Annotated in this window: 16 protein-coding genes and 1 tRNA gene; 8 read left to right on the top strand and 9 right to left on the bottom strand. The window is 55.4% G+C overall.

Translation table 11 applies throughout. The annotated features are described in order from the left end of the window. Positions 1-6: 6 nt before the first annotated feature. Both ACR0IY_RS02640 and ACR0IY_RS02635 read left to right on the top strand, forming a co-directional pair. Positions 7-1,227, top strand: coding sequence for a cysteine desulfurase (locus ACR0IY_RS02640; RefSeq protein WP_480670296.1), 1,221 nt, complete (start codon positions 7-9; stop codon positions 1,225-1,227). A 66-nt stretch (positions 1,228-1,293) separates the two neighbouring features. Beyond that, positions 1,294-1,370 (top strand) — tRNA-Arg (locus tag ACR0IY_RS02635). Positions 1,371-1,721: 351 nt separating this feature from the next. Here ACR0IY_RS02635 and mepK read toward each other — a convergent pair. Continuing rightward, entirely contained in the window at positions 1,722-2,291 is a 570-nt protein-coding gene (gene mepK / locus ACR0IY_RS02630) for a peptidoglycan L,D-endopeptidase MepK (RefSeq protein ID WP_480670295.1), read from the bottom strand. Between the two features lie 356 nt (positions 2,292-2,647). Here mepK and ACR0IY_RS02625 point away from each other — a divergent pair, with 356 nt between their 5' ends. The 4 genes from ACR0IY_RS02625 to ACR0IY_RS02610 are packed head-to-tail and all read left to right on the top strand — an operon-like array spanning position 2,648 to position 6,888. Further along, positions 2,648-4,252 (top strand): L,D-transpeptidase family protein, encoded by a 1,605-nt coding sequence (locus ACR0IY_RS02625; protein ID WP_480670294.1) that lies wholly within the window; start codon positions 2,648-2,650, stop codon positions 4,250-4,252. A 36-nt stretch (positions 4,253-4,288) separates the two neighbouring features. After that, positions 4,289-5,380, top strand: coding sequence for a UDP-3-O-(3-hydroxymyristoyl)glucosamine N-acyltransferase (lpxD, locus tag ACR0IY_RS02620; protein WP_480671110.1), 1,092 nt, complete (start codon positions 4,289-4,291; stop codon positions 5,378-5,380). A gap of 32 nt (positions 5,381-5,412) precedes the next feature. Next, positions 5,413-5,670 (top strand): acyl carrier protein, encoded by a 258-nt coding sequence (locus ACR0IY_RS02615; RefSeq protein WP_480670293.1) that lies wholly within the window; start codon positions 5,413-5,415, stop codon positions 5,668-5,670. Positions 5,671-5,679: 9 nt separating this feature from the next. Beyond that, entirely contained in the window at positions 5,680-6,888 is a 1,209-nt protein-coding gene (locus ACR0IY_RS02610; protein ID WP_480670292.1) for a beta-ketoacyl-[acyl-carrier-protein] synthase family protein, read from the top strand. A gap of 71 nt (positions 6,889-6,959) precedes the next feature. Here ACR0IY_RS02610 and ACR0IY_RS02605 read toward each other — a convergent pair whose 3' ends face one another. After that, a complete protein-coding gene (locus ACR0IY_RS02605; protein ID WP_480670291.1) occupies positions 6,960-7,568 on the bottom strand; it encodes an invasion associated locus B family protein in 609 nt (202 codons plus the stop codon). Positions 7,569-7,995: 427 nt separating this feature from the next. Between ACR0IY_RS02605 and ACR0IY_RS02600 the strand changes: the two genes are divergently transcribed. Next, the gene (locus tag ACR0IY_RS02600; RefSeq protein ID WP_480670290.1) at positions 7,996-9,537 is read left to right on the top strand and encodes a helicase HerA-like domain-containing protein; all 1,542 of its coding nucleotides are present in this window, start codon (positions 7,996-7,998) and stop codon (positions 9,535-9,537) included. Between the two features lie 45 nt (positions 9,538-9,582). Here ACR0IY_RS02600 and ACR0IY_RS02595 read toward each other — a convergent pair whose 3' ends face one another. From ACR0IY_RS02595 to ACR0IY_RS02565, 7 genes are all read right to left on the bottom strand, one after another. Next, a complete protein-coding gene (locus tag ACR0IY_RS02595; protein ID WP_480670289.1) occupies positions 9,583-9,834 on the bottom strand; it encodes a hypothetical protein in 252 nt (83 codons plus the stop codon). 166 nt (positions 9,835-10,000) lie between these two features. Beyond that, on the bottom strand, positions 10,001-11,314 hold the full coding sequence (locus ACR0IY_RS02590; protein ID WP_480670288.1) for a branched-chain amino acid ABC transporter permease: 1,314 nt from the start codon (positions 11,312-11,314) through the stop codon (positions 10,001-10,003). Continuing rightward, on the bottom strand, positions 11,311-12,321 hold the full coding sequence (locus tag ACR0IY_RS02585; protein WP_480670287.1) for a branched-chain amino acid ABC transporter permease: 1,011 nt from the start codon (positions 12,319-12,321) through the stop codon (positions 11,311-11,313). Before ACR0IY_RS02585 ends, ACR0IY_RS02590 begins: the two co-directional genes overlap by 4 nt. 5 nt (positions 12,322-12,326) lie before the next feature. Beyond that, entirely contained in the window at positions 12,327-12,704 is a 378-nt protein-coding gene (locus tag ACR0IY_RS02580) for a hypothetical protein (RefSeq protein WP_480670286.1), read from the bottom strand. A gap of 2 nt (positions 12,705-12,706) precedes the next feature. Beyond that, positions 12,707-13,537, bottom strand: coding sequence for an ABC transporter ATP-binding protein (locus ACR0IY_RS02575; RefSeq protein WP_480670285.1), 831 nt, complete (start codon positions 13,535-13,537; stop codon positions 12,707-12,709). Next, on the bottom strand, positions 13,534-14,322 hold the full coding sequence (locus ACR0IY_RS02570; RefSeq protein WP_480671108.1) for an ABC transporter ATP-binding protein: 789 nt from the start codon (positions 14,320-14,322) through the stop codon (positions 13,534-13,536). The genes ACR0IY_RS02575 and ACR0IY_RS02570 overlap by 4 nt, the downstream gene beginning before the upstream one ends. A 129-nt stretch (positions 14,323-14,451) precedes the next feature. Beyond that, entirely contained in the window at positions 14,452-15,633 is a 1,182-nt protein-coding gene (locus ACR0IY_RS02565) for an ABC transporter substrate-binding protein (RefSeq protein ID WP_480670284.1), read from the bottom strand. 163 nt (positions 15,634-15,796) lie between these two features. Between ACR0IY_RS02565 and ACR0IY_RS02560 the strand changes: the two genes are divergently transcribed. Next, entirely contained in the window at positions 15,797-16,891 is a 1,095-nt protein-coding gene (locus ACR0IY_RS02560; RefSeq protein ID WP_480670283.1) for a PQQ-dependent sugar dehydrogenase, read from the top strand. The last annotated feature ends 6 nt before the right edge of the window (positions 16,892-16,897 follow it).

The following is a 16,897-nucleotide window of genomic DNA, read 5'->3' as shown; positions in this document are numbered from 1 at the left end:
AAGACCATGTATGATGTGCAAAAAATCCGCTCGGACTTTCCGATTCTGTCGCGAGAGGTGAATGGCAAGCCGTTGACTTATCTGGATAATGGTGCCTCGGCCCAGAAGCCTCAGGTCGTTATCGATGCCGTAACCCGCGCCTATGCCGAAGAGTATTCGAACGTGCATCGCGGTCTGCATTTCCTGTCCAATCTGGCGACCGAGAAATACGAAGCAGTCCGGGGAACTATTGCCCGCTTCTTGGGCGCTGCAAGCGAAGATGAGATCGTCTTGAATTCGGGCACGACCGAGGGGATAAACCTTGTGGCCTATGGCTGGGCTATGCCGCACCTGCAGGCCGGGGATGAGATTGTACTCAGCGTAATGGAGCATCACGCCAACATCGTTCCTTGGCATTTTCTGCGTGAGCGTCAGGGTGTTGTGCTGAAATGGGTGGATATCACCCCGGACGGGGCGCTGGACCCGCAGGCTGTGATCGATGCGATTGGACCCAAGACCAAGCTAGTCGCCGTGACCCAGTGCTCGAACGTGCTGGGAACCGTCGTTGATGTGAAGGCCATCACCGAAGGCGCGCATGCAAAGGGTGTTCCGGTGCTGGTCGATGGCAGCCAGGGCGCTGTGCATATGCCGGTCAATGTGCAGGATATCGGTTGTGATTTCTATGCCATCACCGGGCATAAACTCTATGGTCCTTCGGGTTCAGGCGCCATCTACATAAAATCCGAACGCATGGCGGAAATGCGCCCCTTCATTGGTGGCGGAGATATGATCAAAGAAGTCAGCAAAGATCAGGTGATCTACAACGATCCCCCAATGAAGTTCGAGGCCGGAACGCCTGGAATCGTGCAGACTATCGGTTTGGGTGTCGCGCTGGATTACATGATGGATTTGGGGATGGAAAACATCGCCGCACATGAGGGCGCGCTTCGCGACTATGCATTGCAACGCCTGACCGGCCTGAATTGGCTGCAGGTACAGGGCACGCGGCCGGACAAAGCTGCCATCTTCAGCTTTACAATGGACGGAGCGGGGCATGCGCATGATGTTTCGACCATTCTCGACAAGAAAGGCGTTGCTGTTCGCGCGGGACATCACTGTGCCGGGCCTCTGATGGATTTCTTCGGTGTTACAGCTACCTGCCGTGCGAGCTTTGGGCTCTATAACACCAAGGAAGAGGTCGATACTCTGATCGATGCGCTGGAACTGGCGCATGATCTGTTTGCTTAAATCCTATCCGATCCGGGCAGATTTGCAGTTGCACCCGGATCGGAACAAGGTTAGCTAACGGCCAAGGCACCTGTAGCTCAGCTGGATAGAGCGCTGCCCTCCGAAGGCAGAGGCCAGAGGTTCGAATCCTCTCAGGTGCGCCATCCAATTCAATCGCTTACAATCATTTTTGTACTCTTAAGCCTTGCATGCGCGATGAGACGGCAAAGGTTTCACCGTCTTGCGTTGGATTCTGGTGATGTAGACGGCTGATCCCGATCAAAAGAAGAAGAGCGCCACTAAATCTGCCAGACTTTGGCGGCAAAAACAGTCGTGGATTGGGTAAATTGCAGTCATACGTGGAGATGCGACTCCACAATTTTTGAGGAATCTTTTTTCCCTGACGAATACGTAGAGATGGTTACCTCAATAACTGTCCGAAGGGCGCATAGTTGTTGAGAGAGTTCTTATACGGATTGCCCTGAGACCATCATAAGAGTTGGGGCTGCTAGAAGTTAACCGCCCCAAGAGCGGATTTCACCGCAATCCATATGGACAAAATTTGACCTCGAGTATTTGCCAACCCCACCTGCGCGACAGGACATAGCAGCCTTAGCCATCTGCGACACGGAACGTGATGACAAACGCAAGTCGGCCGCCTGGCCTTTCATGTGCAATGAATTCTTGGCAACCCGGCGCGAGCGCGAACGCAGCATTGCGTTGGTCTGCGGCGAGCGATAGCCCGACAGCAGCATGTATGGCTCATTAACGTCCAGCAGGTTGTGTGATGCGGCCATGATGTCGATGGTGCGCAGGTCCATGTCCTTGACCTGATCAGTGCGCCAGTCGCGCATGAAGTGGTTCACTTCCTTCACGGCATCTTTGATGTATTTGCCATCGACCCAATAGATCATGTCGATACGCTCACCGGTGCGACCAGAGTACATGCGGATACGACGAATGTCTCCGCCACCGCGAAGAAACCCTGCTGCATTGGAATAAGTCGGTGCTGCCACGACTGCTGTAGCTGCGAATGCGCCCAATAGGGCACGCCGGGTCAAGCCCGAAGTACTGCTCATAGTCATTTTAGTTTCGTCCCGTACTGTTCCTGCCTGCACACGATGTTACGCGCGCGTTCTTAATTTTTTATCCCATCCCAGATGCGGGATTTATGCCACAGACGGAGTCATCCGCCAACAAGTCTTTCAAATTCACCATTTCTAGGGGGAATTTTCGGCAGTTTTTTGCGCAGATGATGCGATTACGTATACTCATGAAGTAATTAGCGGCGTGTTTAAGTTGGCCGATGCAAACAGGCATCACGCACAGATAGAAGCGCCGAAATGATAACTTTGTGAATAGACAAGCCGGCCAGGGCACAATCATATTTGATCGGCACGCTCTCTGGCGGCTTAAAATAAAGAATAAACAAGGCCATCTTATGTTCTCAGGTATTCGTACACGTACTGGAATTGTTCTAACGGCGTGTTTTGTAGCATCTGCCGGTATTTCCAACGCTGATACTTCGTCGGACACAGCGTTCCAGATGGCTGTGGCTGAATATGCACCGACGGGGTCGCAAGTTGCAGCGTTTTACCGAGAGAACCAGTATTCTCCGGTTTGGGTGGGTGACTCGTCGGAACATAGAGCCCGGCGCGCGCGGTTGATCCGGGCGTTGTCCACGGCTGACGTTCACGGATTGCCGCAGGGCAAATACAGCGTACAGTCACTTGTGGACCAGATGCAGGCTGCGCGAACAACCCGCGATTTAGGCGCGGTTGAAATCAAGCTGAGCCGTGCTTTTGTCGAATACGCACGCAACCTGCAGTCAGGGGCTTTGCGACCATCCTCAATCGACGATGGGCTTGTTCGAAAGGTCCAGAGGGTATCTGCAAAAGATCACCTGCAGGGTTTGATATCCAATGAAAATGCTGCGTATTTCGATCAACTTGCCCCACAGTCATCCCAATATCGCGCCTTGATGAAACAGAAGCTGGTCCTTGAAAACCTAGTCAAACAGGGTGGCTGGGGGCCGACTGTGCCTGTCGCCAAGCTGGAATACGGCGACACTGGTTCTAATGTAATTAAGCTCCGCAATAGGTTGGTTTCCATGGGGTATCTTCGCCCCACTGCTACCCCGAACTTTGACGATGAGCTTTTGGCAGCGGTTCAGAAGTTTCAGATTGATCATGGTCTGGAACCGGATGGCGTAGCTGGGCAAGGCACGATCACCGAGCTCAACCGCAGTGCTGCTGATCGCCTCAGGGCGGTTTATGTTGCGCTCGAACGTGAGCGCTGGTTGCCGCGTGAGCGGGGTGAGCGGCACATTCTGGTGAATCAGGCCGATTTCTCGGCAAAGATCGTGGACGACGGATTGGTCACATTCGAAACGCGTGCCGTAATCGGAAAGAACACGCATGACCGGCGTAGCCCGGAGTTTTCGGATGAGATGGAGCATATGGTCATCAACCCTAGTTGGTATGTACCGCGCTCGATCATCACCAAGGAATATCTGCCAAAGCTGCAATCAAATCCCAACGCTGTCGGCCATATCCAGATCACCGACCGCAGTGGTCGTCAGGTCAACCGCGGGGCAGTGGACTTCACACAATTCAACGCGCGGAATTTTCCGTTTTCGATGCGTCAACCACCGAGCAGCAAGAATGCACTGGGGTTGGTAAAGTTCATGTTCCCTAATAAGTACAACATCTATCTACATGATACGCCTCAGAAAAGTCTGTTTGCGCGTGAGGTACGTGCTTTCTCACACGGGTGTATTCGGTTGGCAGACCCATTTGATTTCGCCTATGCGTTGTTGGCCAAGCAGGAAGAGAATCCCAAAGCCTTTTTTCAGCGAGTTTTGGCCACCGGCAAGGAGACCACGGTACATTTGGAGCAGCACGTTCCGGTCCATCTGATCTATCGCACCGCCTATATTGGGCCAAAAGGGCAGGTACAGTACCGTCGGGACGTTTACGACCGGGATCGGAAAATCTGGGAAGCTCTGCAAAAAGCAGGGGTAGCCCTGCCGGACGTTCAGGGGTAATCACCGGGGCAGGTCTTGAAACCGGAAAGCCTGAACATGCAGTACACCATTCAGCAGATCGCCGACGCCCTTGGCGCCGAATCCCAGGGTGACACCAGCCTGATCATCGAGCGCGCGGCCGAACCCGCAAATGCCGGAGCGTCCGATCTGGCAATGGCCATGTCCCCCAAATATGCCGGAGCACTGAACGACGGTTCCGCTCGGGCTGCTATTTTGTGGGAAGGCGCAGATTGGCAGGCCATGGGGTTGGCGGCAGCGATTTTCGTGCCTCGGCCACGCATGGCAATGGCCGGGATCACAGCGATGCTGGATCGTGGACAGGGTGTTGAACCAGGTGTTCATCCGTCCGCAGTGATCGACCCAACCGCAGAAATAGGTGAAGGTGCATCTATCGCGCCGCTGGCCGTCATTGGCGCTCGGGTTCGTATCGGCCGAAATGCGGTCATCGGTGCACACTGCGTAATCGGCATGGATGCTGTATTAGGCGACGATGCAACGCTGCGCGAGATGGTCAGCATCGGTGCCCGAGCGCAGATCGGTGATCGCTTTATCGCACAACCCGGCGCACGGATCGGTGGGGACGGTTTTAGTTTCGTCACGCCCGAGGTCTCTGGCGCAGAAAACGCCCGCAAGACAATGGGCGATCAAGGCGACGCGCGGGCGCAAAGCTGGTTGCGGATTCACTCGCTTGGCGCTGTTGAAATCGGAGATGATGTAGAGGTGGGTGCGAATTGCACTGTCGATAACGGAACGATCCGCAACACCTGTATCGGTAATGGCTCAAAGCTGGATAACCTTGTACACGTTGGCCACAACACGCGGGTGGGGCAGGATTGCCTTCTGTGTGGGCAAACCGGCGTGTCCGGCTCGGTCGAAATTGGCAACAGTGTGGTTCTGGGTGGCCAGACCGGAGTTGTCGATAACATCTTTATCGGGGATGGCGTAATTTCAGGTGGGGGCACGAAGATCCTTTCCAACGTGCCAGCTGGCCGCGTGATCATGGGTTATCCCGGCATCAAAATGGAAACGCATACAGACGTTTATAAGGCACAGCGCAGGTTGCCGCGCATGGCACGTGACGTAGAGGCGTTGAAAAAGGCTGTTTTCAAACAGCCGCAGAGCGATTAAATCATCCTCAACCTGACAATCAGAGGATCGACATGAGCATCACCGACCGCGTCATCGCAATCATTGCTGAGCAGGCCGTGCTGGAGCCTTCGGACGTCACGCCCGAAAGTACGCTCGAGGATCTGGGGATCGACAGCCTGGGGCTGGTCGAAAGCATCTTTGCCATCGAAGAAGAGTTTGACATCTCGGTTCCATTCAATGCCAACGAACCGTCGGCCAGCGATTTCGACATATCGAACGTTGCAGCGATCATCGCGGGTATCGAAAAGCTTGTGTCGGAAAAGGTCTGACATAAGACTATGAAACGCGTTGTCATTACCGGGGCCGGGACGATCAATTCGCTGGGCCACTCCGTCCCCGATACGCTTGAGGCTATGCGCGAAGGGCGTTGCGGCATCTCCGAGCTTGAATTCCGTGATGTTGAGCGGCTTTCCATCAAAATCGGCGGTCAGGTTCGCGGATTTGAGGCGGAAGGCCGGTTCAATCGTCAACAGATGAGCCTGTACGATCGATTTACCCAATTCACACTGACAGCAGCAAAAGAAGCGATTGAGCAATCCGGGATCGAATTTCACGGTGACCTTGCTGCCCGTTCCGGTGTGGTTCTGGGAACCGCAGGCGGCGGCGTTTCGACTTGGGATGACAATTACCGTTCGGTCTATGAGGATGGTAAAAACCGCGTTCACCCATTTGTTGTTCCAAAACTGATGAACAACGCCGCGGCCAGTCATGTGTCCATGGAGCATAACCTCAAAGGTCCAAGCTTCACTGTATCGACCGCCTGCGCGTCGTCCAATCACGCAATGGCACAGGCTTTTCAAATGGTTCGCAGCGGTGCGGCGCCGGTCATGGTCACCGGTGGTTCTGAATCCATGCTTTGCTTTGGAGGCGTAAAAGCTTGGGAAGGTCTTCGCGTCATGTCCAAAGACGCCTGCCGTCCGTTTAGCGCCAATAGAAACGGAATGGTGCAGGGCGAAGGCGCGGGCATCTTCGTTTTTGAAGAATATGAACACGCTCGGGCTCGGGGGGCCGATATTCTATGTGAAGTTGCGGGCTTTGCGATGTCATCCGACGCGTCCGATATCGTCATGCCCAGCAAACAGGGGGCGGCAAGGGCCATGGCGGGCGCTTTGGCCGATGCCCGCCTGAATGCGGAACAGGTCGGCTATATTAACGCACACGGAACTGGTACGGCTGCGAATGACAAAACCGAATGCGCGGCAGTAGCTGATGTCTTTGGCCCACACGCGGATGATCTGATGATCTCGTCCACCAAATCCATGCATGGACATCTGATTGGCGGAACCGGCGCAGTAGAACTGCTGGCCTGTATCATGGCGCTGCGTGATGGCGTGATCGCCCCGACGATTGGCTATGAAGAACCGGATCCGGAATGTGCGTTGGACGTTGTGCCCAATGACGCCCGTGAAGCCAAGGTTGACGTTGCTTTGAGCAATGCATTTGCCTTTGGTGGTTTGAATGCGGTTTTGGCGCTTAAAAGGGCCTGAAACTTAGGGTAAGGAATAAAAGAAAACGCCGCCGTTTCAGACCGGCGGCGTTTTCTTTATTGGGCGTGGTATCAGTTTTGCAGGATCTCAAGCTTGTCGAATCCGGTGGTAAAGCCAGCCAGCGACATATCAAGTTGCAGCAGTTGACTAGGCGCAAGGACTGAAACCAGTGAGATTGTTGCTTTGCTACCTGCTTTCATCGCGTCGATATCACCCTGGGTAAATCCCAACTGCGCGACGCAACCAATCGGGTTGCAGTGGTGATAATCGTAGCGCTTGCCGGGCGCACCATCGATGGAAAGCGCGATTTGCGCCTGTAGGAGAGTCTCAAGCGGAACTATCAGACTTGCACCTGCAACAGCTGCAGTACCCTCGGGAAGCTTGTTCAAGGAAATTTCTGCGACTGGCTGGCCATCTTGCCCTGTCAGTATCTGCCTTAGCAGGCAGGGATCATTGCCCTCTGCTGTCTTGAGGCACGTGATAGTCCAGTCGCCGGATTCTTCTTTCGCGTACTGTTCGCCGACACGGGGGCCGCTTTCGCCCAAGTCCAGATCGCTCCCAGTTTCGGTCTGCGGCGTTTCAGTCTGGGTTTGGCTATCCTGTGAAGCTTCCTGAGCAATTGCGGCACCGCACCAAAGGGCAGCGGCCAGGATGTGAATGGGGAGAAGTTTCTTGATCATGAATGCCTCGACAGTGTGAGTGAACATTTTTTTGTTGGTGATAACACCCTTCGGCAAAGGTGTCAGTCTCAAAGCCGCAAAAAGGGTAGGTCGTGATCGGATTCTTGCCGTTTCAACCCATTCGTTCCAACGAAAAAGGGAGCCGGTGGAGCGGCTCCCTTTCATAAATTTTTCTCCCCGTCGGACTGGCCGACTTAGTTATGCGCAGACGTTACGAAAGGCGAGCGCAGTGGTCAACTGCAAACCGAAAAATTTAATGCCAACGACAGAAATCTTTAAAAAAACCGCGCCCGAAGGCGCGGCTAGTCGACAGGGAGGAAGTCTGCCGCCTTGTCCGGGAACCGTAAAGGCAGCGAATTGACTATCGCAGCCAATGGTTAACTTAGTATGCTGGGAGCAGATCGGTGGAAATTAAGGCCAAGCTTACATGGATAAGAACATTTTTCTGGGTGGCGCAGGTGATGACTACAGCCAGCCGCAATCTTTGACGTTGAAATATGCAAACCGGCACGGATTGATCGCCGGGGCGACGGGTACCGGTAAGACGGTGACACTTCAAATCCTGGCCGAAGGGTTCTCGCAAGCAGGCGTTCCGGTTTTTTTGTCGGACGTCAAAGGCGATTTATCTGGGTTGGCCAAGGCGGGCAGCGAAAGTCATAAATTGCATCAGGCGTTTCAGGACCGGGCTACACGCATCGGATTTACCGACTTTTCCTATGCTGCTTGTCCGGTGACGTTCTGGGACCTGTTCGGCCAGCAAGGGCATCCTGTTAGAACGACGGTAACCGAGATGGGGCCTCTGCTGCTGTCTCGACTTATGGATCTGAGCGAGGCGCAAGAAGGCATTCTGAACATCGCCTTCCGCGTGGCTGACGAAGAGGGAATGCCTCTGCTGGACCTCAAGGACCTGCAGGCACTGCTGGTGTGGATCGGCGAAAACCGGGCGCAGTTGTCTTTGCGATACGGCAATGTCTCGACCGCTTCGATCGGAGCGATACAGCGGCGTCTGCTGGTGCTGGAAAACCAGGGTGCGACCAACCTGTTTGGCGAACCTGCTCTGGAATTGGCAGACCTGATGCGTACGGATGCAAACGGGCAGGGGATGGTGAACATTCTTGCCTCGGACAAACTGATGGGCTCACCGCGTCTTTATGCGACGTTTCTGCTTTGGCTGTTGAGCGAGTTGTTCGAGGAATTGCCCGAGGTTGGCGATCCTGACAAACCCAAGCTGGTATTCTTCTTTGACGAGGCGCACCTGTTGTTTGACGACGCTCCGAAAGTTCTTGTCGATAAGGTGGAACAGGTGGCGCGACTGATCCGATCCAAGGGAGTTGGCGTTTACTTCATTTCTCAGAATCCGGCGGACATCCCCGAGGATATTCTGGGGCAGCTCGGCAACCGCGTGCAACATGCCCTGCGTGCTTTCACGGCACGGGACCGAAAAAACCTGCGCCTTGCTGCTGAAACCTATCGCGAGAATCCTGCCTTTGATACCGAAGCCGCGATCCGAGAGGTTGGCGTCGGCGAGGCGGTAACATCGATGCTGCAGAAAAAAGGGGTTCCGGGGATTGTTGAGCGGACACTGATACGACCACCCGGATCACAGCTTGGCCCGATTAAGGAAACCGAGCGTCAGGCCGTTCTTGAAGCTTCTCCCATGAAAGTAAAATATGGGACTCTAAGAGATAGAAAATCAGCTTTTGAGATACTTCAGACCCGTGCTGATAAGGCTGCACTAGCAGCGGCCGAAGCAGAAGAGCAAGAGGAAACCCAGTCCGTGGCCGAACGTGAATTTGCAACCGCGCGGCGCTATTCCGGAAGCAGGGTTGGACGGTCTTCCTCGCGATTAAACCGGCCCAAGGATACGTTTGCGTCTGCCATGAGTGAGGCAGTCATTAAAGAGCTCAAGGGCACCACCGGTCGCAGGATCGTGCGCGGTATTCTGGGTGGATTGTTCAAGGCTAGATAACAGATGGGCGCCGGGCTGTATATCAGCTGACCGGCGCCCGACGCGTCACTTCAACCGGCGTTGGCCTTCCTGACGGCAATAGGCATCTGCCTCTGAGACCGACATTTTGCTGGCTGGGAAATTGGTGGCCCGATCCCAAATCACTCGATCCTGACGATAAAGCTGGCAGGTCACTTCACCCTTCGGGGTTTGAACTTTAACCGGCTCGGTCTCCAGATCTTCAGGAGACGGAATGCAAGCAGTCATACTGACGACAATGGGCAACATAAGGATTTTGGGGATTATAGTGTTTTTCATCTGTCGTCTTTTTACTCTCAAGAGGTGACCTGCAGTATCAGCGTCGATTGACTAATTAAACGTGAAGGCGAATTAGAACTAGCCCAACTATAGATTGGTCTATTCAGGTTCTGTTGATGAATCAAGAAACCGCGCCGAATATCCGACGCGGTTCAATACTCTGGTCCTATTTCTCGGGGATAAGACCCCTGGGGCTGAATCTGAGAACAATCAGCAGCACCAGTCCCATAGTAAACAGCCGCATATGTGCCGAACTTTCTATCAGATGCGCTTTCAAAGCGCTGCCATCAGGCATCCACGCGGTGATCAGGTTCATCAGCCAAAGGCCAATGGGCTCAACCTGTACCCACAGGAACCAGATCAGGAATGCCCCCAGAACTGCACCGAAATTGTTGCCCGAGCCACCCACGATCACCATCACCCACACAAGGAAGGTAAAGCGCAAGGGCTGGTACGCGCTGGGTGTCAGCTGTCCGTCCAGTGTGGTCATCATTGCGCCAGCGATCCCGCAAATGGCGGAGCCCAGAACAAAAATCTGCAGATGCCGGCGGGTGACGTCCTTGCCCATCGCTTCGGCCGCAACCTCATTATCTCGAATGGCGCGCATCATGCGGCCCCAAGGGCTGTGAAGCGCTTTCTGAGCCATCCACAGCAGCACCAGCAGCACGATCAGGAACAACAGCGAATACCCCAGCTTGACCGACAACGTCGACGCGGTGACCGGGTCGAGACCAAACCACTCGGCGCGCGCGATAAAGCCGGGGTCTTGTTGCAGCTCTACTTCGTAACCCACCACAGGGGCAGGGCGCGGGATGCCGTAAACATTCTTGACCCCACGGGCCAGCCAGTCTTCATTCTTCATGATCGCGATGATGATCTCGGCAATGCCCAAGGTGGCAATTGCAAGATAATCTGACCGCAGGCCCAATGCCGTTTTTCCGATCAGCCAAGCAGCGCCAGCCGCCAGTAATCCTCCTGCGGGCCAGGCCAGCAGCACCGGCAGATTCAGACCGCCAAGGTTGCCTTCGACGGCAGGGTTGATCGCTTCAACAGCCGCAGAGCTAGGATCAAAAACAGCGCGATAGATAAAGAATCCGGCGACCAGAATGCCAACGATGGATAAGGTGCGCACCCGGCCCTTGGGCATCTTTTGCGATACCAACACAGCGGCAACGACGGTTGCGGCCCCAAGTAACAAGGCAAGAATAATACCATATCCACCGGCGCTCCACGCCCCAGCCGTCGGGGGGGTCGAGACCAGCACCACCGCCAATCCGCCCAGCGCGACAAAGCCCATGACACCGACGTTGAACAGGCCTGCAAAGCCCCATTGCAGGTTCACTCCGATCGCCATGATAGCTGAGATCAACCCCATGTTCAGAATAAGGATTGCGGCGTTCCAGCTCTGCGTGAAACCCGTCATCAGGATCAGGCAACCGACAATGACGAAAAGCAGCGTGTTTTTGACAGGTTCGGTCATACCGCTTTCCCCTTAAACAGACCCGTGGGTTTGAACAGAAGCACGATCAGCAGGATGACAAAGCTGACGGCGAATTTGTAGTCGGTGGACAGGAATTGAACCAATCCTGACGGTGCAAGGCTTTCGGGGGCGACGTATGTCAGCACCTTTTTCCAGGCATAGGTGATTGTCACCTCAGAGAACGCGATGATGAAGCCACCTGCGATAGCACCCAGTGGGTTCCCGAGGCCACCGACGATGGCAGAGGCAAAGATCGGCAGCAACAGCTGGAAATACACGAAAGGTTTGAAGCTTTTGTCCAAGCCGTAGAGAACCCCAGCCGTGGTTGCCAGTGCTGCGACAATGATCCATGTGATCATAACCACCCGTTCAGGATTGATACCAGACAGCAGCGCCAGATCCTCGTTGTCGGAATACGCGCGCATTGACTTGCCGGTGCGCGTCTTGTTGAGGAACCAGAACAGCAGCGCCACGGCGATCACCGCCACTAGCACCGTAATGCCCTGAGAAGTCTTGATCGCAAGCCCCTCTTTCAGCCCGGTCATGGCCTTGAAATCACGCGCCGAAATGATGAACCGCGCGCCATCAGAAAACCTCTGGTCATCCGGCCCGATGATGAACCGCACCAGACCGTTCATGATGAACATCACGCCCATCGAGACGATCACCAGGATAACCGGTTTGGCCTTTTGTACCCGGTAGAACCGGTACACCAGCCGGTCGGTGATCAACACCAGAACGATACAGCCCAGAATGGCAAAAGGCAGAGCCAATAGTGCGGTCGGCAATGGCCCAAAACTGATACCGGCGGCTTGCAGCCCCCAGGTCACCAGCACTGCAATCATCGCGCCAAAGGCCATCGTATCGCCATGGGCAAAGTTCGAGAACCGCAGGATACCATAGATCAGAGTGACCCCCAGAGCGCCCAGAGCCAACTGGCTGCCATAGGCGATTGCTGGAACAAGAACGAAGTTGGAGAGCGCCACAAGGGCGTTGAGGAAGTCCATTAGTCTTAAACCTCGCAGCGGCCAAGGGCCGTTAGGCTAATGCCAATGCCGGTAAATACATGTGTTGTGTAAGCGACGATGCCATCCGAAAATGCACTGAACGTATAGGAGGCTGAACGGTCTTCGCTCCAGCCGTACGCAGTCATCAACTCGTCTGATACTTGAACAACATTGAGCAGGGGCAACCCACCGTCTCCAAGATCAATTCGAAGCTGATTGTCCGGCAGTTTTTCGTAGGCGAAATCGACACCTTCGCCCGTCTTTGTAGTTTGGCATGGTCGGGTGTTCGCGCAGGTGTACTCAAAGATGCATTTTGTGAGTTCGGCAGCGATCAACTGAACGGGGGCCAAAGCTACGGCCATTGAGATTATTAGTAACTTCATCCTCATCCCCCCAAGAAACTCTTACGCACTTCGGGATCGGCCAGCAGTTCTTTGCCCGTGCCGGTGTAAGCGTTGCGCCCCTGAACCAGCACATATCCCTTGTCCGCGATCTCCAAGGCCTGGCGGGCGTTCTGTTCGACCATCAGGATCGGCAACCCGGTGCGTGAGACTTCGATGATCCGGTCAAACAGCTCATCCATCACGATGGGTGAGACACCGGCGGTAGGTTCGTCCAACATCAAGACCTTCGGCTGCGTCATCAGCGCGCGGCCCACGGCGACCTGTTGTCGTTGCCCGCCCGACAGCTCTCCGGCCGCTTGATTACGTTTGTCGCGCAGGATGGGGAACAGATCATAGACCTGCTCCATCGTCTGGCTTATGTCGTCGCGGCGGATGAAGGCGCCCATTTCTAGGTTTTCTTCAACCGTCATGGACGTAAAGATGTTCGAAGTCTGCGGCACAAAGCCCATACCTTTGATCACGCGGTCCTGCGGTGAGAGATTGGTAATATCTTCTCCATCCAGTCGCACAGACCCGGCGCGGACGTCGAGCATACCGAAAACCGCTTTCATCGCGGTCGATTTTCCTGCGCCGTTGGGGCCGACGATCACGGCGATCTCACCCCTGTCGACGGCGATGGTGCAGTCATGCAGGATATCTGGACCCTTGCCATAACCGCCGGTCATAGTGTCTCCGATCAGGAACGGGCCGCCGCCGACATAGTGCGTCTTGCCGCTGGTCTGATGCGCGGGGGTCATGGTGCCGACGCCATGCGTATTGGTGATCGAGGCGTCCTTGTTGCCCTTGTCGTCGTGATAAGGATTGTCGCTCACGCCCCGGCCTCCAGCTTGTCTTTGTTCTTCAGGCCGGTGCCCAAATAAGCCTCGATAACGTGCTCGTTGGCTTTGATCTCGTCCAACGTACCTTCGGCCAGAACCTTACCTTCGGCCATACAAATGACCGGGTCGCAGATCTTGCCGATGAAATCCATGTCGTGTTCGATGACGACGAAAGTATATCCGCGTTCCTTGTTCAGGCGCAGGATCGTATCAGCAATAGTCATCAGCAAGGTGCGGTTCACGCCGGCACCAACCTCGTCCAGAAACACGATCTTGGCGTCCACCATCATGGTGCGGCCAAGTTCCAGCAATTTCTTTTGCCCGCCCGAGACCTGACCCGCCTTGTGATTCGCCAGATGCTCAATGGTCAGGAATTCCAACACCTCATCCGCCTTGGCCTTTAGTGCGCGCTCTTCATCGGCAATGCGTTTGCGACCGAACCATGTGTTCCAAAGCGATTCACCGGATTGTGCGCCGGGCACCATCATCAGGTTTTCCCGACAGGTCATCGAGGAAAATTCGTGCGCGATTTGGAAAGTGCGCAACAGGCCCTTGTGAAACAGATCATGCGGGGGCAGGCCGGTGATGTTCTCGCCGTCCATGAACACCTTGCCGCTAGTCGGCGGAAGAACGCCCGCGATCACATTGAACAGAGTAGTTTTTCCGGCCCCGTTTGGACCAATCAGGCCGGTGATGGAACCCTTTTGGATTTCCAGCGATGCCCCATCCACCGCGTGAAAACCGCCGAAATGCTTATGCACGTCTTCGACGACGATCATGTTTTCCCCTAGCCGCCGTTGTCGGCGTTCTTGTGTCCCCAACCCCTGGTAAGAGGTGCGGTCTTTTTTCATTGAAACAGCCCGGACACAAGGCCCGGGCTGCTTGTTTTTAAGACGATAGTGACAGGATCACCGGAAGTTGACGGTTTCGTTCTTGCCGTCGGTCACTTCGATCTCACGGTAAGAACCCGCGCTTTCACCGGGGCCGATCAGCTCAACACCGGATGCACCAACATAGTCGATGTCCTGACCTGCGGCCAGCAGCTCCAGTCCTTTGGCCAATTCACCGGGATAGATTTTCTCGCCCGGAGCGTTGGCGACGTCCATGATCTTCGGGCCGTAGTCAGCCGGGTTGGTCGAACCGGCGGCTTGCATGGCCAGCATGAACAGCGCAGCGGCGTCATAAGATTCCGGCGAATAGGGCGATGTGCCATCGAAACCCGCCTCTTCAGCCATGGCAAAGTATTTCTCGGCACCTTCACCACCCGAACCGGCAATCTGGCCGAACGATCCATCCAGATCCGGGCCAACGTTCTGAGGCAGCGAGTCACCGATCATGCCACCCGGCAGACCGAATGTGTCGTAAGCACCGCTGTCCAAGGCCGACTGGATGATGCCCAGACCGCCCTGGTCCAGATAACCAGCTACGACCAGAATGTCGCCGCCAGCCGAGGCCAGTGCGCCCACTTCAGCCGAATAATCGGCCTTGCCGTCTTCGTGCGCCGCCACGATAGTTACTTCGCCACCAGCAGCTTCGAACGAGGACTGGATCGCATCCGCCAGACCTTTGCCGTAGTCGTTGTTGGTGTAAGTCAGGGCAATCGAATTGATGCCGCGATCCTTGAGGATGTCGGCCATCACTTCGCCTTCACGCGCATCCGACGGAGCGGTACGGAAGAACAGACCGTTGTCTTCCATGGTCGATAGGCCGGGCGAGGTCGCAGACGGCGAGATCATGACCATACCATTTGGAATCGCAACGTTCTGAAGGATAGCGCCGGTCACGCCCGAGCAGTCGCCACCGACGATGCCGGCAACGCCGTCTGCGATCATGCGTTCACCGTTCGAGGTCGCCAGACCATTGTCGATGCAGCCGGTGTCGGCGCGCGATGCGGTGACGGTTGAACCATCCAGCAGTTTGCCGGATTCGGTGACTTCGGCCATCGCCAGTTCTGCGCCCGAACCCATGGCAGGTGCCAGCGATTCAATCGGTCCGGTGAAGCCGAACAGAACGCCCAGCGTGACGTCCTCAGCCATTGCAGTGCCAGCCAGCAGAGCGGTTGCTGCAGTTGCGGTAAGCAGCTTTTTCATTAGGTTACTCCCATATTGGAACGTGTTCGTTCTGGGCACGACCCTAGGCAAGCTGTTTGGAAAAGAAAAGTCCTAACGCAATCGTGTTTTTGTCGACTACTGCTCTAACTGTTTTGTTGGGGATGCCGCTGACAACGGTGCCCGGCGGTTTGAGGAGAAAACGATGTTGAAAGCCTTGGCGGTTCTGGTCCTGTCGTACAGCGCAACTTTGGTCAGTGCAGAGGTTTTGCAGACATCATCGGGGCCGGTTCGGGTCGCCCCTCTGGTCGAAGGGTTGGACACGCCATGGGCAATCGGAATCTTGCCAGACGCATCCTTTTTGGTGACCGAGCGTGAAGGAGAGCTGCTCTATGTCTCTGACGGGCAGGCAACCCGAGTTAAAGGTGTTCCCCAAGTGTCAGCCCGCGGTCAGGGCGGGCTGTTGGATATCACCGTAGCGCGTGATTTTTCCCAAACACGCGAGGTGTTCCTTACGTTCTCCAAAGGTCAGCGCGATGGTGCCGGAACTGCGCTGGCCGTCGCGCGCCTGTCGGAAAAGGGCGACCGGCTCACCAACCTGCGCGTTATTTTCGAGGCCGTCCCAGGCGGGTCGGGCGGCCGGCACTTCGGCTCGCGTGTGGTAGAAGCGGATGACGGAACCCTGTTCGTCACTATCGGGGATCGTGGAGATCGCCCCAATGCGCAAGACAGGTCGAACCACATGGGATCGGTAATCCGAATCAACCGCGACGGGTCTGTTCCGCAGGATAATCCCTTTTTCGGTAACGAACGAGTGCGACCGGAAATCTGGTCCTACGGACATCGCAACCCGCAAGGTGCCGGTTTGGATGCACGCGGGCAGCTTTGGGTTTCCGAACACGGGGCAAAGGGCGGAGACGAGGTCAACTTGGTTCAGCCAGGCTTAAATTATGGATGGCCGGTCATCTCCTATGGGGTCCATTATTCCGGCCAGAAAATAGGCGAGGGCACGTCTAAACCCGGCATGGAACAGCCCAAATATTACTGGGTCCCATCTATCGCGCCGTCCGGGTTGCTGGTGTATTCCGGCAAGTTGTGGCCAAAATGGAAAGGCGACATCTTTGTCGGTTCGCTAAAGTTCGACTACATTGCGCGGCTTGAAGGTAAGCCATTGCGCGAAGTTGAGCAGATCAAAGGACCCGAAACAGAGCGTGTTCGCGATATTGTCGAAGCACCGGACGGGGCGATCTGGTTCATTTCAGTCGGGCAGGGGGCCGTGTATCGCATGACCCCCGACTAAACTTGC

Source organism: Ruegeria sp. BC1 (genome assembly GCF_056539305.1).
The sequence above is the reverse complement of the archived record's forward strand: the minus strand, read 5'-3'. Positions and strand labels throughout refer to the sequence as shown.

What these genes read in the sequence shown, in the direction of transcription:
- ACR0IY_RS02640 (WP_480670296.1), top strand. Translation starts at nt 7, where the DNA reads ATGTATGATGTGCAAAAAATCCGCTCGGACTTTCCGATTCTGTCGCGA.
- mepK (WP_480670295.1), bottom strand. Translation starts at nt 2,291, where the DNA reads ATGACTATGAGCAGTACTTCGGGCTTGACCCGGCGTGCCCTATTGGGC.
- ACR0IY_RS02625 (WP_480670294.1), top strand. Translation starts at nt 2,648, where the DNA reads ATGTTCTCAGGTATTCGTACACGTACTGGAATTGTTCTAACGGCGTGT.
- lpxD (WP_480671110.1), top strand. Translation starts at nt 4,289, where the DNA reads ATGCAGTACACCATTCAGCAGATCGCCGACGCCCTTGGCGCCGAATCC.
- ACR0IY_RS02615 (WP_480670293.1), top strand. Translation starts at nt 5,413, where the DNA reads ATGAGCATCACCGACCGCGTCATCGCAATCATTGCTGAGCAGGCCGTG.
- ACR0IY_RS02610 (WP_480670292.1), top strand. Translation starts at nt 5,680, where the DNA reads ATGAAACGCGTTGTCATTACCGGGGCCGGGACGATCAATTCGCTGGGC.
- ACR0IY_RS02605 (WP_480670291.1), bottom strand. Translation starts at nt 7,568, where the DNA reads ATGATCAAGAAACTTCTCCCCATTCACATCCTGGCCGCTGCCCTTTGG.
- ACR0IY_RS02600 (WP_480670290.1), top strand. Translation starts at nt 7,996, where the DNA reads ATGGATAAGAACATTTTTCTGGGTGGCGCAGGTGATGACTACAGCCAG.
- ACR0IY_RS02595 (WP_480670289.1), bottom strand. Translation starts at nt 9,834, where the DNA reads ATGAAAAACACTATAATCCCCAAAATCCTTATGTTGCCCATTGTCGTC.
- ACR0IY_RS02590 (WP_480670288.1), bottom strand. Translation starts at nt 11,314, where the DNA reads ATGACCGAACCTGTCAAAAACACGCTGCTTTTCGTCATTGTCGGTTGC.
- ACR0IY_RS02585 (WP_480670287.1), bottom strand. Translation starts at nt 12,321, where the DNA reads ATGGACTTCCTCAACGCCCTTGTGGCGCTCTCCAACTTCGTTCTTGTT.
- ACR0IY_RS02580 (WP_480670286.1), bottom strand. Translation starts at nt 12,704, where the DNA reads ATGAAGTTACTAATAATCTCAATGGCCGTAGCTTTGGCCCCCGTTCAG.
- ACR0IY_RS02570 (WP_480671108.1), bottom strand. Translation starts at nt 14,322, where the DNA reads ATGATCGTCGTCGAAGACGTGCATAAGCATTTCGGCGGTTTTCACGCG.
- ACR0IY_RS02565 (WP_480670284.1), bottom strand. Translation starts at nt 15,633, where the DNA reads ATGAAAAAGCTGCTTACCGCAACTGCAGCAACCGCTCTGCTGGCTGGC.
- ACR0IY_RS02560 (WP_480670283.1), top strand. Translation starts at nt 15,797, where the DNA reads ATGTTGAAAGCCTTGGCGGTTCTGGTCCTGTCGTACAGCGCAACTTTG.